This is a genomic window from Desulfonauticus submarinus (assembly GCF_900104045.1).
Taxonomy (GTDB): domain Bacteria; phylum Desulfobacterota; class Desulfovibrionia; order Desulfovibrionales; family Desulfonatronovibrionaceae; genus Desulfonauticus; species Desulfonauticus submarinus.
Window position 1 is genome coordinate 345,863 of record NZ_FNIN01000002.1, and the last position, 13,615, is coordinate 359,477.

Consider the following 13,615-nt stretch of genomic DNA (forward strand, 5'->3'; position numbering starts at 1 on the left):
TTAGCTCCCTTCTCCTGTTTGTTCGCCTAAAATATTTTGCATCTCATTCTCATTTTGAGTTTCTAAAATTTGAGATTGTTCATCTACCATTATTTGCTCTTCTAAAATGCTTTCCCACTCACTTAAAGGCATTTCATGTTCCTGTCCTTCTTCATCTAATACACTAATAGTTTGTCTAAAAATATTGGCTCTAATTGCTCTAAGTAATCCTTTCTTGGTCTGATATCGTTTTCCTATCTTAGGAAGTCTTTTCTGAAATTCCAAATAATGCTCTTCTTCAAAAGACAAGCAACAAAGGAGTCTTCCGCATACTCCAGAAATTTTAGAAGGATTTAGAAAAAGATTCTGGTCTTTGGCCATTTTAATGGTTACAGGCTCAAATTTACGCAAAAATCTTCTACAACAGCAAATCTGCCCACAATTACCAATTCCCCCTACCATCTGAGTTTCATGACGTACGCCTATTTGTCTAAGTTCAATACGGGTACGGTAAACCTTAACTAAGTCTTTTACTAATTCTCTAAAATCAACTCTTGTAGGAGCAGTAAAATAAAAAATAATCTTTGACCGATCAAAATAAACCTCTACATCCACCATTTTCATAGGAAGTTCTCTGGCTTCTATACGCTCTTTACAAAATTTATATGCCTCTTTGGCCAAATTTTTATTTTTTTCTTCTTGTTCTAAGTCTTCAGTAGATGCAGCTCTTAAAATAGTTTTTACTTCTTCCTCTGAAAAGTCTTGAGGCAGTTTATCTCTTAAAATAACAACTTCTCCTAAACCTAAGCCTTCTTGAGTTGCTACAATCACTTTATCGCCTAGTTTAACTTCAAAATCACCTTCATAAAAATAATACACTGGCCCATATTCTCTAAACTTTAACCCCACGATCTTCTTCATACCTCACACCTCTTAAAAGGCCAGCTTTTAAACAAGCAACCTTTTATGTCCTCCCTTTTTTATTTGATATTTTCTTTTAATCTCTTGTAAACTTCTTTAGCAGCCTTTCTACCCGCTCCCATAGCAAGCACTACTGTAGCCGAACCTGTAACAATATCTCCTCCTGCAAATACATTCGGAATATTTGTTTCTCCTGTTTCAGGATTTACTTCTACATATCCCCATTTATTTAACTTCAAATTAGGTGTGGCCTGCAATAAAAGTGGATTAGAACGGGTTCCTACAGCAATAATAGCTAAATCTGTTTTTATTTCTTCTATTTCTCCGTCTATAGGAATAGGACGTCTTCTGCCTGACTCATCAGGCTCTCCTAATTTCATTTTCTGAATAACCAACGAGCTTAAGCGCCCATCCTCATCTCCCTTAAAGGCCACAGGCGAAGACAATACTTTTAATTGAACTCCTTCTTCCAAGGCATGATGCAGCTCTTCTAATCGAGCAGGCATTTCTTTTTGAGTGCGTCTATATACAATATAGACATTTTTAGCCCCCAGTCTAAGCGCTGTTCTAGCAGCATCCATAGCAACATTGCCTCCTCCAATTACTACTACATTATTACCTTCTGGAAGAGGTGTATCAAACTCAGGAAACTTATATGCTCTCATTAAATTTACTCTAGTAAGATATTCATTAGCAGAATAAACACCTATAAGATTTTCTCCTTCCAAGCCTAAAAACTTGGGTAATCCTGCCCCAACTCCAATAAAAATCGCCTTATATCCTTGGGCAAAAAGATCATTTATATCTAACGTTGCCCCAATAACATAATTTGTTTTAATCTCTACTCCCTGAGCCTTTAAAGCCTCCAATTCTGTATGAACTATTTTCTTTGGCAAACGAAACTCTGGTATTCCATAAGTCAATACTCCGCCAGGCTCGTGCAATGCCTCAAAAATAGTTACTTTTATTCCTCTTGACGCCAAATAACCTGCAAAAGTTAAACTACTTGGTCCAGAACCAATGGCCGCCACTTTAAGATTAGAATCAATCACAGGACAACTAGATGTGCCACTTAAAGCATCACAAGGATGTTTAGCATAATAAGAATCCGCCACAAATCGCTCTAATCTGCCAATAGCAATAGGTTGACCTGTAGGTTTTAATTTACAATGTCCCTCACATTGATTTTCTTGAGGACACACCCTGCCACATACCGCGGGCAAGCTATTAGTCTCTTGAATAGTTTTATAAGCAGACTCAATATCTCCCTTGGCTACAAAGTAAATAAATTGCTTGCAATCTACCTCCACAGGACAACCCTGCTGGCACGTAGGATTCTTACATTGCAAACACCTTTTAGCCTCTTCTATTGCCTGTTCTAAACTATACCCAAGAGCTACTTCATTAAAATTTTTTACCCTTTTAGCAGGGTCTTGCTCTGGCATTGAAACCCTTGACTTTATTTTTTTAGTTTTTTTCTTTTCCATGGCACTCACAAAAATGATTATAAGATATTTGTTCTTGTTTTACATAAGACCTAAGCCTTAACATAAGCTCATCAAAATCCACTTCATGGGCATCAAATTCTGGCCCCTCCACACATGCAAACCTAATTCTTCCACCTACGCTCACTCTACATGCCCCACACATGCCAATCCCATCGACCATAATAGAATTTAAACTAACTGTAGTAGGAACAGAGTATTTTTTAGTCAGTTCAGATACAGCCTTCATCATAGGAACAGGTCCTACTGCAACAACTTCTTTTACTTCATGAGACTTTAAATAGTCTTCCAAAACTTGAGTAACTAACCCTTTTTTCCCTTTAGAACCATCATCTGTAGCCACCAAAACCTTATGACTAAATTTAGAAAGTTCCTCTTCAAACAATAAAAGGTCTTTACTCCTCGCACCTATAACAGAAATAACTTTATTTCCAACTTGTGCATGGCCTTTGGCTATGTGGTGCATAGCAGCAATCCCTGTTCCGCCTCCCACACACACCACTTCACCTTTTTTTTCTATCCTAGTCGGTTTTCCCAAAGGACCACACACATCTAAAATTTCATCTCCAACTTGAAAAGTCTCTAAATGGGCAGTAGTTTTACCAACTACTAAATAAACTATTGTAATAGTCCCTTCTGCTGGAGATTTATCTGCAATGGTTAAAGGGATTCTCTCCCCTTTAGGGAAAATACGCAAAATTACAAAATTACCAGGACGTGCCTTTGAAGCAATATCTGGTGCATAAATGGTAAGCTCACTTACTCTATTTGGAATAAGCTCTCTTTTTTTTACTATCTTAAAACCCATTTCTAAATCCTCTCTTTAACTAAAACCGTCTCTTTTTTAGGAGCATAACCTTGCCATTTAAATATTTTTAATTATTTCTTTTAATTTTAAAATTGCCTTGTCTAATTTATCTCCTAAGGGACCACCTGCTTGAGCTAAATCTGGTCTTCCGCCCCCGCCTCCGCCAACTTCTTTGGCAACTTGTTTTATTAATTGGGGTGCAGTGAACTTAGAATGCAAATCTTTTGATACAGACAAAAGTAAATTCGCTTTTCCTTGTTTAGCCGCAGCTAACAGAATAATACCAGAACTCATTTTAGAACGCAAATCATCCATAAGTTTTCGTAATGCCCCTACATCTTCAATTTCCACCTTAACAGCTAGAACATCTATGCCAGACAAGGTTTCTTTTTTACTAAGAAGATTTTTACCTTGATCAGAAGCAAATTTTTGTTCTAATCTTTTATTTTCTTTTAATAGAGTTTTATACTCTTTTATTAAACTCTTTATTTTCTCTGGAATTTGTCTAAAATTAACTTCTAATTCCTCTTGTGCAGATAAAAGTATCTCTTTTAAAGAGACTACATGCTTATAGGCATAAGTGCCAGTAAGAGCTTCAATTCTTCTAACTCCTGCAGCTACAGCCTCTTCATTTACAATCAAAAACAATCCTATTTGAGAGGTATTGTTAAGATGGGTTCCTCCACAAAGCTCTATAGAAAAATCTCCTATCTTTACCACTCTAACTTTTTGATCATATTTTTCCCCAAACAAGGCCATAGCACCCATTTTTACAGCTTGTTCATATTCCATAATATCAGTCTGAACATTTAAACCAGTTAAAATAACTTTATTTACTTCTTCTTCTACTTGTTTAAGTTCATCTGGAGTTAATGCTTTTATATGAGTAAAATCAAAGCGCAATCTTGTAGGTTCTACTAATGAACCTGCTTGTTTTACATGATCTCCTAATACTCTTCTAAGAGCCGCATGTAAAAGATGGGTAGCAGTATGATTACGAGCAGTGGCAATCCTGACTCCTTCTTGAACTTCTAAACTAATTTGTTCACCCTGCTGAACTGCTCCTTTTACAACCTCTACTTGATGAACAATCAAATCCTTTACAGGTTTTAAAGTAGTTAAAACAGAGACTAATGCATTTTCTCCCTTAATAATCCCTGTATCTCCTACCTGTCCTCCACTTTCACCATAAAAAGGAGTCTTATCGCTAAGCAAAAATCCCTTTTCTCCTGTAGACAACTCTTTTACTTCTTTCCCTCTTTCATTTAGCAAACAGAGTATTTTACCTTGAGACTTTAAGGTATCATATCCTTTAAATTCAACTTTAAAATCTTTACCAAGCAAGGTCCTAAACTGAGTGGCTATATCTTTTTCTCCGCTTCCTTTCCAAGCAGCCTTTGCCCTTTGTTTTTGTTCTTCCATAAACTGTTTAAAACCTTTTTCATCAACCTTAAATCCCCTTTTCTCTGCAATATCGTTTACAATATCTATAGGAAAACCATATGTATCATACAATCTAAAAACAACCTCTCCGCCTATCATCTTTTGCCCACTCTTTTCTAATGACAAAAGGGCTTCTTCTAATATCTTAAGGCCCTTATCCAAAGTCTTAGCAAAGCGTTCCTCTTCTTTTAAAATAACCTCTGAGGCAAAGGATTCACTTTCTTTTAACTCTGGGTAAGCTTCTCCCATCTCATGTACTACAACCGTTAAAAATTCATTTAAAAATGGCTCATAAAACCCTAATACTCTACCAAAACGAAAAGCCCTACGAATCAATCTTCTTAAAACATATCCCCTACCTTCATTAGAAGGCAAAATCCCATCTGCAATCATAAAGGCCATAGCCCTCAAATGGTCGGCAATTACTCTAAGAGCTGTGTCTATTTCTGGATCTGCTTTATATTCTACTCTAGCCTTGTGGCAAAGAGCATCTATAATCCCTGTAAATAAATCTGAATCAAAATTAGAATACACTCCTTGACAAACTGCACTAATCCGCTCCAAACCCATTCCAGTATCTATACTTGGCCGAGGAAGAGGATTTAAATTGCCTTCCTCATCTCTATTATATTGCATAAATACTAAATTCCATATCTCCAAATAACGGTCGCAATCACATTTACCTATTCCACAATTAGGCCCACAGGCTAAATTCTCTCCTTGATCATATAAAATTTCAGAGCATGGACCACATGGACCAGTATCTCCCATTGACCAAAAATTATCCTTTTCTCCTAAACGAAAAATTCTTTCCTTTGGTACCCCTGCGACTTGCTGCCAAAGAGAAATAGCTTCTTCATCATCTTTATACACAGTAATATAAAGCTTTAAAGGGTCTAATCCAAGCTCTTTAGTTAAAAACTCCCATGCAAACTTAATGGCATCTTTTTTAAAATAATCTCCAAAAGAAAAATTGCCCAACATCTCAAAAAATGTATGATGTCTTGCAGTTCTTCCTACATTTTCCAAATCATTATGTTTTCCACCAACTCTAAGACACTTCTGGGCAGTAGTTGCTCTAACGTATTCTCGCTTTTCCTGGCCTAAAAAAACCTTTTTAAACTGTACCATACCTGCATTAGTAAATAATAAGGTTGGATCATCTTTGGGAATAAGAGAGGAACTAGGCACAATAGTATGACCATTTTTAGCAAAAAACTCTAAAAATTTTCTCCTTATCTCCTTAGACTTCAACATATCTACTCCTATATATAACTTTTCCTTTCTCTAAATATTTTTTTCAGATATAAAAGATGCTACTCTTTATTCTCCTCTAAATCTGGTTCTTCCACGGAAAATCCTAATTTTTTCAGCACCTCGTTTTCAATAGCCAAAGCTAGATCTTTATTCTCTAAAAGCAACGAACGCACATTCTCCTTACCTTGACCTAACCTCTCATCTCCAAATGCATACCAAGCTCCACTTTTATCCACCACTCCCAGCTTTACTCCTAAATCAATCAATTCACCCTCTCTAGAAATTCCTCTGCCGTACAAAATATCAAATTCTGCTTCTTTAAAAGGTGGCGCCACCTTATTTTTCACTACTTTTACTCTTACTCTATTCCCATAAATCTCATCTTTATCTTTTAAAGTCTGAATTTTTCTAATATCCATGCGAATAGAAGAATAAAATTTCAAAGCATTTCCACCAGTAGTAGTTTCAGGACTTCCATACCCCATCATCCCAATCTTCATTCTTATTTGATTGATAAAAATAATCGCTGTTCTAGATTTATGAATTGTTCCTGTTAATTTACGCATAGCATGAGACATAAGGCGTGCCTGGCTGCCCACCTGAGTCTCTCCCATATTCCCTTCCAGTTCTGCCTGAGGTATAAGAGCAGCTACTGAATCCACCACTACTACATCTACTCCACCAGAACGCACCAATAAATCTGCAATTTCCAAAGCCTGTTCACCATAATCAGGTTGAGAAATTAAAAGCTCCTCAGTTTTTACTCCTAATTTTTTGGCATATTCCACATCCAAAGCATGTTCTGCATCAATAAATGCTGCTACTCCACCTTGTTTTTGAGCCTCTGCTATCACATGAAGAGCTAAAGTTGTTTTACCAGAAGATTCTGGGCCATAAATTTCTGTTACTCTGCCCCTAGGAATTCCACCTACTCCTAAGGCTAAATCCAACCCAATTGAGCCTGTAGGAATGGTAGGCACTTTTAAATGAGCATGATCAGAAAGGCGCATAACTGCACCTTGGCCAAATTTTCTTTCTATTGTAGTTAGAGCTGTTTCTAAAGCTTCTTTTTTGGCTTGTTCAGGACTTAAGGTATTCTTTTTTGCCATCTCTAAATCTCCTTTTATGTTAATCTAAAATGCCATCATTTCTAATGACCATATATAATTTTTTTATATTATCTTTTAACTTTTATTCAATTTAGTAGCGTCAAAACTTTCTATAATAGCGTATGCACTATGGTTATGAATAGATTCATAGCTTTCAACTTCGACTTTATACCATAAAATATTATCAAGATCATTTAGTTCTCTTGCAACATTTCTTACAACATCCTCTACAAATGTAGGATTGGAAAACGCATTTTCTGTAACTTTTTTTTCATCTTCTCGTTTTAAAAGAGGATATACAGGAGAAGAACCAGATTTTAAAGCAATCTCTATTAAATCTTCTAGCCAAAGAAATTTTTTTATTTGCGCAGTAATAGAAACAAAAGTGCGTTGGCTATGGGCTCCTTTGTCACTAATTGCAAGAGAGCATGGACATACTGTCATCACAGGAACAGCTACTTTTAAAACAAAAGATAGTTCTTTCCCTTTCATGTTCCCTTCTACTTTAGCCAAAAAATCCATTTCAAATACTTGCCCACTAGCAGGAGATTTTTGCTCTAAAAAATAAGGGAAAACAAAGCTCACATGAGCTTGTTTAGCGTGTAATTTATGCTGTAAATCCAATAAAAGTTTTTTTAAGCTCTCATAACTTAACTTCTTTTCCCAAGAGGCTAGTGCCTCTAAAAACCTGCTCATATGAGTACCTTTAAACTCTTTTGGCAGGTCCACACTTAAATCAACCTCTGCAACTGTATGTTGAAGCCCTTTTTGTTTATCTAAAATTTCTAAAGGCAGCTTAAGCGATTTTATCCCTACCCGATTAATATCCAAAGGAACGTCTGCAGGTGTATTTTGAATATCCTCAAGGCCTTTAGACATTATAAAATCTCTTCTCCTGTGGTAGTCATTGATAAATGACCATGCTTAACTCCCTTGGTAGAGATAAGTTTTTCAGCTGTCTCTTTTATTTTATATCCAGTGCCTCGCAAAATTAGCACTTCCAAACAATTATGATGATCTAAATGAATATGAAGGGAAGTAATAATGACATCTAAGGCATCGTGTTGAATCTCTGTGAGTTTTTGAGATAAATCACTTTGATGATGATCATAAACCATACTTAGGATACCCACTATTTCTTTATCTGGGTCTTCCCATTCTTTTTGCACTAAAGCATTACGAATAAGGTCTCTTATTGCCTCTGATCTGGTTTGATAACTTTTTTCCTCACAAAGTTTATCAAATTTTTTTAGCAAATCTGAATCTAAAGAAACGCCAAAACGAATAGTTTTTCCCACTTTCGCCTCCTTTTACAAGGTTTTTGGTTAGCATTAATATTTCCTGCTAACAATTCCCCTTTTATTCTACTATCATAAAACAAACTTTAAAAGCTTACTGCTCCAACTGCCAAACTTCTACTATAGGATCTTGGTCCTGCAAACTTATCTTCTGACTAGCTATTTTTTGGACTTTCCACCCCTTAGTTTCTAAAAAAGGTATACTTTCTAAAGAAACATCTCTTCTTGGATTACTAAGCCAAATAAAACCGCCTGGTTTTAATATTTGAGAAAATAGAGAGTTTATTGGTTCAAAAAAACATTTCTCATACAAAACATCGCTCGCCAAAATAAAATCCACACTATTTGCTTTTAAACTAGGTTGAAGCCAATCCATTGTTAAAAATAATAAATTTCTTACTTGATTATATTTTTGACTCATCTTCGCAAAATAAAGGGCTTCATATTCACAGTCAAAACTAACCATTTTACTACCTATTTTAGCAGCTACCATACTTACTAATCCCAGTCCACAGCCTACTTCCAAACCTAACTTATTTTTAAAACGCTCTTTATTGTTATCCACCAACTCAGCAAGCAATTTAGCAGCAGGCCAAATTTCTAGCCAATAAGGTATATTATCTACTTCATCTTCCCCTATTCTATTCCAGTACGACTCCAAGTCTGTAGGTCTAAAAAAAGTCCATTTACAAAAATTAATGTCTATATTTAAAATTTTTGTCATAGCGTAATAAACAATTTTTCTTACTCTTTTATCCCACCTGCCATATAAAAACCTATTTGTTTCACTTGCTCTTTGTCATGCACAGAAAAGTCTGCTACTATTTTGCCTCGAAAAATTACTGCAACCCTATCAGCCAATGTTAGAGCTTCATTAAGGTCTCCACTTACCAACAAAATACCTGCGTGGGCTTTAGCCTTTGTGAGGAGAGAAAAAACCTCATTTGTAGCGCCAATATCTAATCCCTGAGTAGGTTGCTCTGCTATAATCAGTTTAGGTCTTCGATAAAATTCCCGCGCCAATACCAACTTTTGCAAATTCCCACCACTTAAATGTTTTGCCTGTACCTTAGTTGAAGGTGTTTTTATTTTAAATTCTTCAATCTTAGTCCACAAAACTTTTTCTGCCTCTTTTTGGCGCAGGAAAAAACCTCTTTGAAATCCATTTCTTGTGGTAAGCAAAAAATTCTCCGTAAGGTTTAAGTTAGGACACGTAGCCATTCCTAAACGATTTTCTGGCACATAAGCCAACGAGTTTGTCCAACGATATTGCTTAAAAAACTCAGACGCAGGTCTACCAAGAATGGTTACTTTGCCCCTATAATGAAAGTTTAAGCCGGCTATAATCTCTACCAATTCTTGCTGACCATTGCCAGCTACACCTACTAAGGCTAAAATCTCTCCTCTTCTCAGAGAAAAAGATACTTTTTTTACTTTTCTCGCTTGTAAGTCCTGGACTTCTAGAACAGTTTCCTTTGGCTCAATAGCTTCTCTCGGAACATTTAATAAAATCTCTTTTCCAACCATTTTAAAAGCCAATTCTTTTGGCGAAGCAACTTCATTGGTTTTTGTTTTGGCAACTATTTTACCTTTTCTTAAAATAGCTATTTCATCTGAAATGGCTAAAACTTCTTCTAATTTATGGCTAATAAATACAATTGCAGTGCCTTTTTTAGCCATGTTTTTTAAGCCAGCAAACAATTTTTCTGTCTCGGTAGGCGTTAAAACAGATGTAGGTTCATCTAAAATCAAAACCTTACTATCCTGAGCTAAAAGCTTTAAAATCTCTACTCGCTGTTTTTCACCCATAGAAAGGTTAAAAACCTTTTCCTCTAAATCAACTTCTAAACCATATTGTTTAGCTAATTGTTTTATCTCTTGTAGAATTCTTTTTTTATTTAGCCAAAAACCAGGCTCTTTTCCCAAGGCAATGTTTTCCCATACCTTCATTTCTTCTACTAGAGTAAAATGTTGATAAACCATGCCAATTTTATGTTCTATGGCTTTTTTTTCTGAATCTAAAACAACAGGCTTACCTTTTATTTCTATTGTTCCAGAAGTAGGTAAAATTTTACCTGCTAAAATTGACATGAGGGTACTTTTACCTGCCCCATTTTCACCCAACAAAGCTAAAATTTGGCCAGGATAAATATCTAAATAAATATTAGAATTGGCCTCAATCGTCCCAAATCGTTTACAAATATTTTTAAGCCTAACTAAAGGCTTCTTGTAAGAACCATTCATAAGCTAAAATTATGCTTCTAACGCTGATGAACAATAGGTTGCACAAACTGATGTTCTGAATCCCAAGGGAAAAGTATCCACGTATCCTGACTAACTTCTGTAATAAACGTATCAACTATAGGACGTCCTGCTGGCTTAGCATATACAGTGGCAAAATGAGCCTTGGGTAACATATTTCTTACCAATTCTGCTGTTTTACCTGTATCTACTAGATCATCAATAATTAACCAACCATCTCCTTTGCCATTTACTCTTTTTAGAACCACGCTTTCTCCTTGAGCCTGCCAATCATAGCTCGCCACACACACTGTATCTACTAAACGTATCTCTAACTCTCTTGCTACAATCGCAGCAGGCACAAGACCGCCTCTCGTAATTGCCACAATACGTTCAAAAGGGCCTAATTCTAAAAGACGCCACGCCAAGGCCTTAGAATCTCTATGAAGTTGCTCCCAAGAAATAGGATATGTTTTTTTATAACGAGAAGTATTCATCAAAATATCTCCTTAACTAATCCTTAGGCTCTATATTCAATCCTAAATGAGCAGGTCCATTAAATCCTTTCTTCTTAATACAAGCAAACAACAATACCCCTATTGTTAAAATATAAGGACACATCAACAACAAAGAAGAGGGAATATTTGTCCCCATTGCCTGAATCCTTAACTGTAAAGCCATCACCCCCCCAAACAAATAAGCTCCCCAAATAGCTCTAAAAGGACGCCAAAAAGCAAAAATAACCAACGCAACAGCAATCCAACCTCGTCCAGCTGTAAGCCCATTAGTCCACACATGAGTATAGGCCAAAGACAAATAAGCTCCACCTAATCCTACTAAAAAAGCTCCTCCTATCAATCCTATCCATTGATAAAAAAAGACATTAATACCACTTGCCTTAGCTGCATAAGGATTTTCTCCTACAGCAGTAAGCCTAAGACCAAATCTCGTATAATTAAACAAAAAAAACAAAAGAGGAGCTAAACTAAGAGACAAATAAACTAAAAAGTCATGATCAAAAAGAACTTCCCCTAAAAAAGGAATATCTTTTAAAAAAGTTACCTCTAATGCCGTAAATCCATGCGTTTGAATCCCTACAAAAGGAGTCCCTAAAAAATTTGCCAAGCCCAATCCAAAAATAGTTATGGCAAGCCCAGATACAACTTGATTCCCCCTAAAAATAATACAAATAATACCATGTATTATTCCAAGCAAAGCCGCACCTATCCCACCAGCCAACAGACCTAAATACGGATTTCCTGTTATAAGAGTGAAATAAAAGGCAAAAAAAGCACCTAGAGCCATCATGCCTTCCACTCCTAAATTTAGAATACCGCCTTTCTCAGTAAGTATTTCTCCTAGGGTAGCAAATAAGATTGGCGTCCCAGCTTGAATAGTAGCAGAAAACAAAGAAGATATGATTTCTAAATCAACCATTTCCTCATTGCCTTATCAATTTATATTCTTTAAAAAAAGACATTATTAATATTATCAACAATAAAAGACCCTGCAGAACATGAGAAAAAGATGCAGGTACTTGCATTTCTAGTTGTAAATTCTCCACTCCAACCCTAAATCCTGCCAAAAGTAAAGAAAAGACACCTATATAAAAAGGGGATAATTCTGCAAGCCAAGCAACAATAATTGCAGTATATCCGTAACCAAGAATAACACTCGGCTGAAGTCGATTTAAATTTGCAGATACTTCCACAAAGCCAGCAATCCCAGCTAAAAAACCACTTAAAAACATGCTTAATAAAATAAGATTATTATATTTGATATAAGCATAAATTGCACTCTTAGAACTCTCTCCACAAATTTTTAACTCATAACCTATTTTAGTATATTTTAAAAAAATAAAAAACAAAATGCCAATAAATATTGCCAAAACAAGACCTGTATTAATTCTAGTATCACCTATTGTACCTAAAATTGCATTATCTGGGAAAATAGGAGACATTGGAAAACCAAAACTAATAGGATCTTTCAATGGACCATACACTAAGTATTCTAAAAAATAAATTCCTATATAATTTAACATCAAAGTAATAATAATTTCATTGGCTTCATATTTTACCTTTAAATAACCTGCCAAAAGAGCAAACAGCCCCCCAAAAAAACCTGCAACTAACCCCATGCTCACAAGCATTGCTTTTCCCAAAGACAACCCTGAAAGGGCTACCAGACTAGCCCCAATAGCACCGAGAGCATACTGTCCTTCAGCACCTATATTCCAAATTCTAAGCTTAAAGGCTAAAGCAACACCAAGAGAACAAAAATAAATAGGAATGGCTTTAATAATCATATCTTCCAAAGCAAATTTAGATCCAAACCCACCTTGGAAAAATAAAACTATCCCGTGCCAAGGCTCTTTATTTTGCAACTTCAACAAACAAGCCCCAAGTAAAACTGCTAGCAAAAATGAACTTAAAACAATAAACAGCTTAAATAAGGGGCTAGCACCTTTTTCTTTTTTAACAATGCGTATTTTCGGCATATCTTTTTTAATAAGTTTATCTGTTTTGTTGTTATGCTGTTAAAGAAGATGTTATTTAGCCTCAAATTAAAAGCTAGGCAACTCTTTTCTTAAGGAAAACTACGGGTAATCATGGATTAAACTGTTCCCATCTCAAAAACAAAGTTCCCCCTTTTAAAGGGGAAACTGAAAACTATTTATTATGTATGAAGAATGGGATTAAATTGTTCTATAGTAAAAAACACCTCGTCAACTAAAAATTCTTAATAAAACTATTTCTAACAAGATATTGACCTTTACTAAATAAACACCTAACTTTTACCTAGAATCAATACCAAAGGACAAAACCATGCAAAAACTTCCCATTGGTGAAAGCGATTTCAAAAATTTACGCCAAAATAATTGTTATTTTATAGATAAAACTGAATTTATCTCAGAAATTATTAGAGAAAATAACAATGTTATTCTTATCCCTAGACCAAGAAGATTTGGAAAAACCTTAAACCTTTCCATGCTAAGATATTTCTTTGATAAAAATGAAAATGCTAGGGATTTATTTAAGGGTTTAAAAATAGAAA

General features: G+C 35.4%; 13 protein-coding genes. 1 reads left to right on the forward strand and 12 read right to left on the reverse strand.

Annotation, left to right across the window (positions count from 1 at the left end; translation table 11 throughout):
* The 12 genes from BLP60_RS04205 to BLP60_RS04260 form a co-directional block, all read right to left on the reverse strand.
* Entirely contained in the window at positions 1-900 is a 900-nt protein-coding gene (locus BLP60_RS04205; RefSeq protein ID WP_092063884.1) for a PSP1 domain-containing protein, read from the reverse strand.
* Between the two features lie 59 nt (positions 901-959).
* The gene (gltA, locus tag BLP60_RS04210) at positions 960-2,345 is read right to left on the reverse strand and encodes an NADPH-dependent glutamate synthase (protein ID WP_434963929.1); all 1,386 of its coding nucleotides are present in this window, start codon (positions 2,343-2,345) and stop codon (positions 960-962) included.
* 22 nt (positions 2,346-2,367) lie between these two features.
* The gene (locus tag BLP60_RS04215) at positions 2,368-3,213 is read right to left on the reverse strand and encodes a sulfide/dihydroorotate dehydrogenase-like FAD/NAD-binding protein (protein ID WP_092063890.1); all 846 of its coding nucleotides are present in this window, start codon (positions 3,211-3,213) and stop codon (positions 2,368-2,370) included.
* Positions 3,214-3,270: 57 nt separating this feature from the next.
* Positions 3,271-5,913: an alanine--tRNA ligase gene (gene alaS, locus BLP60_RS04220; RefSeq protein WP_092063893.1), complete on the reverse strand. Its 2,643-nt coding sequence runs from the start codon at positions 5,911-5,913 to the stop codon at positions 3,271-3,273.
* Positions 5,914-5,972: 59 nt separating this feature from the next.
* On the reverse strand, positions 5,973-7,022 hold the full coding sequence (gene recA / locus BLP60_RS04225) for a recombinase RecA (RefSeq protein WP_092063896.1): 1,050 nt from the start codon (positions 7,020-7,022) through the stop codon (positions 5,973-5,975).
* A 75-nt stretch (positions 7,023-7,097) separates the two neighbouring features.
* Complete coding sequence (gene folE2, locus BLP60_RS04230; protein WP_092063898.1) at positions 7,098-7,901, reverse strand: GTP cyclohydrolase FolE2; 804 nt, start codon at positions 7,899-7,901, stop codon at positions 7,098-7,100.
* Positions 7,901-8,320: a nickel-responsive transcriptional regulator NikR gene (gene nikR, locus BLP60_RS04235; RefSeq protein ID WP_092063901.1), complete on the reverse strand. Its 420-nt coding sequence runs from the start codon at positions 8,318-8,320 to the stop codon at positions 7,901-7,903. The genes folE2 and nikR overlap by 1 nt, the downstream gene beginning before the upstream one ends.
* A gap of 94 nt (positions 8,321-8,414) precedes the next feature.
* Complete coding sequence (locus tag BLP60_RS04240) at positions 8,415-9,044, reverse strand: class I SAM-dependent methyltransferase (protein WP_092063903.1); 630 nt, start codon at positions 9,042-9,044, stop codon at positions 8,415-8,417.
* A 20-nt stretch (positions 9,045-9,064) separates the two neighbouring features.
* The gene (locus BLP60_RS04245; RefSeq protein ID WP_092063906.1) at positions 9,065-10,564 is read right to left on the reverse strand and encodes an ABC transporter ATP-binding protein; all 1,500 of its coding nucleotides are present in this window, start codon (positions 10,562-10,564) and stop codon (positions 9,065-9,067) included.
* Positions 10,565-10,581: 17 nt separating this feature from the next.
* A complete protein-coding gene (gpt, locus tag BLP60_RS04250; RefSeq protein ID WP_434963930.1) occupies positions 10,582-11,061 on the reverse strand; it encodes a xanthine phosphoribosyltransferase in 480 nt (159 codons plus the stop codon).
* Between the two features lie 13 nt (positions 11,062-11,074).
* Positions 11,075-11,998, reverse strand: a complete 924-nt coding sequence (locus BLP60_RS04255; protein ID WP_092063913.1) for an ABC transporter permease — start codon at positions 11,996-11,998, stop codon at positions 11,075-11,077.
* A 4-nt stretch (positions 11,999-12,002) separates the two neighbouring features.
* Positions 12,003-13,058: an ABC transporter permease gene (locus BLP60_RS04260; RefSeq protein WP_092063916.1), complete on the reverse strand. Its 1,056-nt coding sequence runs from the start codon at positions 13,056-13,058 to the stop codon at positions 12,003-12,005.
* 328 nt (positions 13,059-13,386) lie between these two features.
* Here BLP60_RS04260 and BLP60_RS04265 point away from each other — a divergent pair.
* Positions 13,387-13,615 (forward strand): AAA family ATPase (locus tag BLP60_RS04265; protein WP_092063920.1); only part of this gene is annotated, 229 nt, incomplete at its 3' end.

Excerpts from the sequence above, each read along its gene's own strand:
- folE2 (WP_092063898.1), bottom strand. The coding sequence starts at position 7,901 with ATGTCTAAAGGCCTTGAGGATATTCAAAATACACCTGCAGACGTTCCT.
- BLP60_RS04240 (WP_092063903.1), bottom strand. The coding sequence starts at position 9,044 with ATGACAAAAATTTTAAATATAGACATTAATTTTTGTAAATGGACTTTT.
- BLP60_RS04205 (WP_092063884.1), bottom strand. The coding sequence starts at position 900 with ATGAAGAAGATCGTGGGGTTAAAGTTTAGAGAATATGGGCCAGTGTAT.
- BLP60_RS04255 (WP_092063913.1), bottom strand. The coding sequence starts at position 11,998 with ATGGTTGATTTAGAAATCATATCTTCTTTGTTTTCTGCTACTATTCAA.
- BLP60_RS04260 (WP_092063916.1), bottom strand. The coding sequence starts at position 13,058 with ATGCCGAAAATACGCATTGTTAAAAAAGAAAAAGGTGCTAGCCCCTTA.
- recA (WP_092063896.1), bottom strand. The coding sequence starts at position 7,022 with ATGGCAAAAAAGAATACCTTAAGTCCTGAACAAGCCAAAAAAGAAGCT.
- BLP60_RS04245 (WP_092063906.1), bottom strand. The coding sequence starts at position 10,564 with ATGAATGGTTCTTACAAGAAGCCTTTAGTTAGGCTTAAAAATATTTGT.
- gltA (WP_434963929.1), bottom strand. The coding sequence starts at position 2,345 with ATGCCAGAGCAAGACCCTGCTAAAAGGGTAAAAAATTTTAATGAAGTA.
- BLP60_RS04215 (WP_092063890.1), bottom strand. The coding sequence starts at position 3,213 with ATGGGTTTTAAGATAGTAAAAAAAAGAGAGCTTATTCCAAATAGAGTA.
- alaS (WP_092063893.1), bottom strand. The coding sequence starts at position 5,913 with ATGTTGAAGTCTAAGGAGATAAGGAGAAAATTTTTAGAGTTTTTTGCT.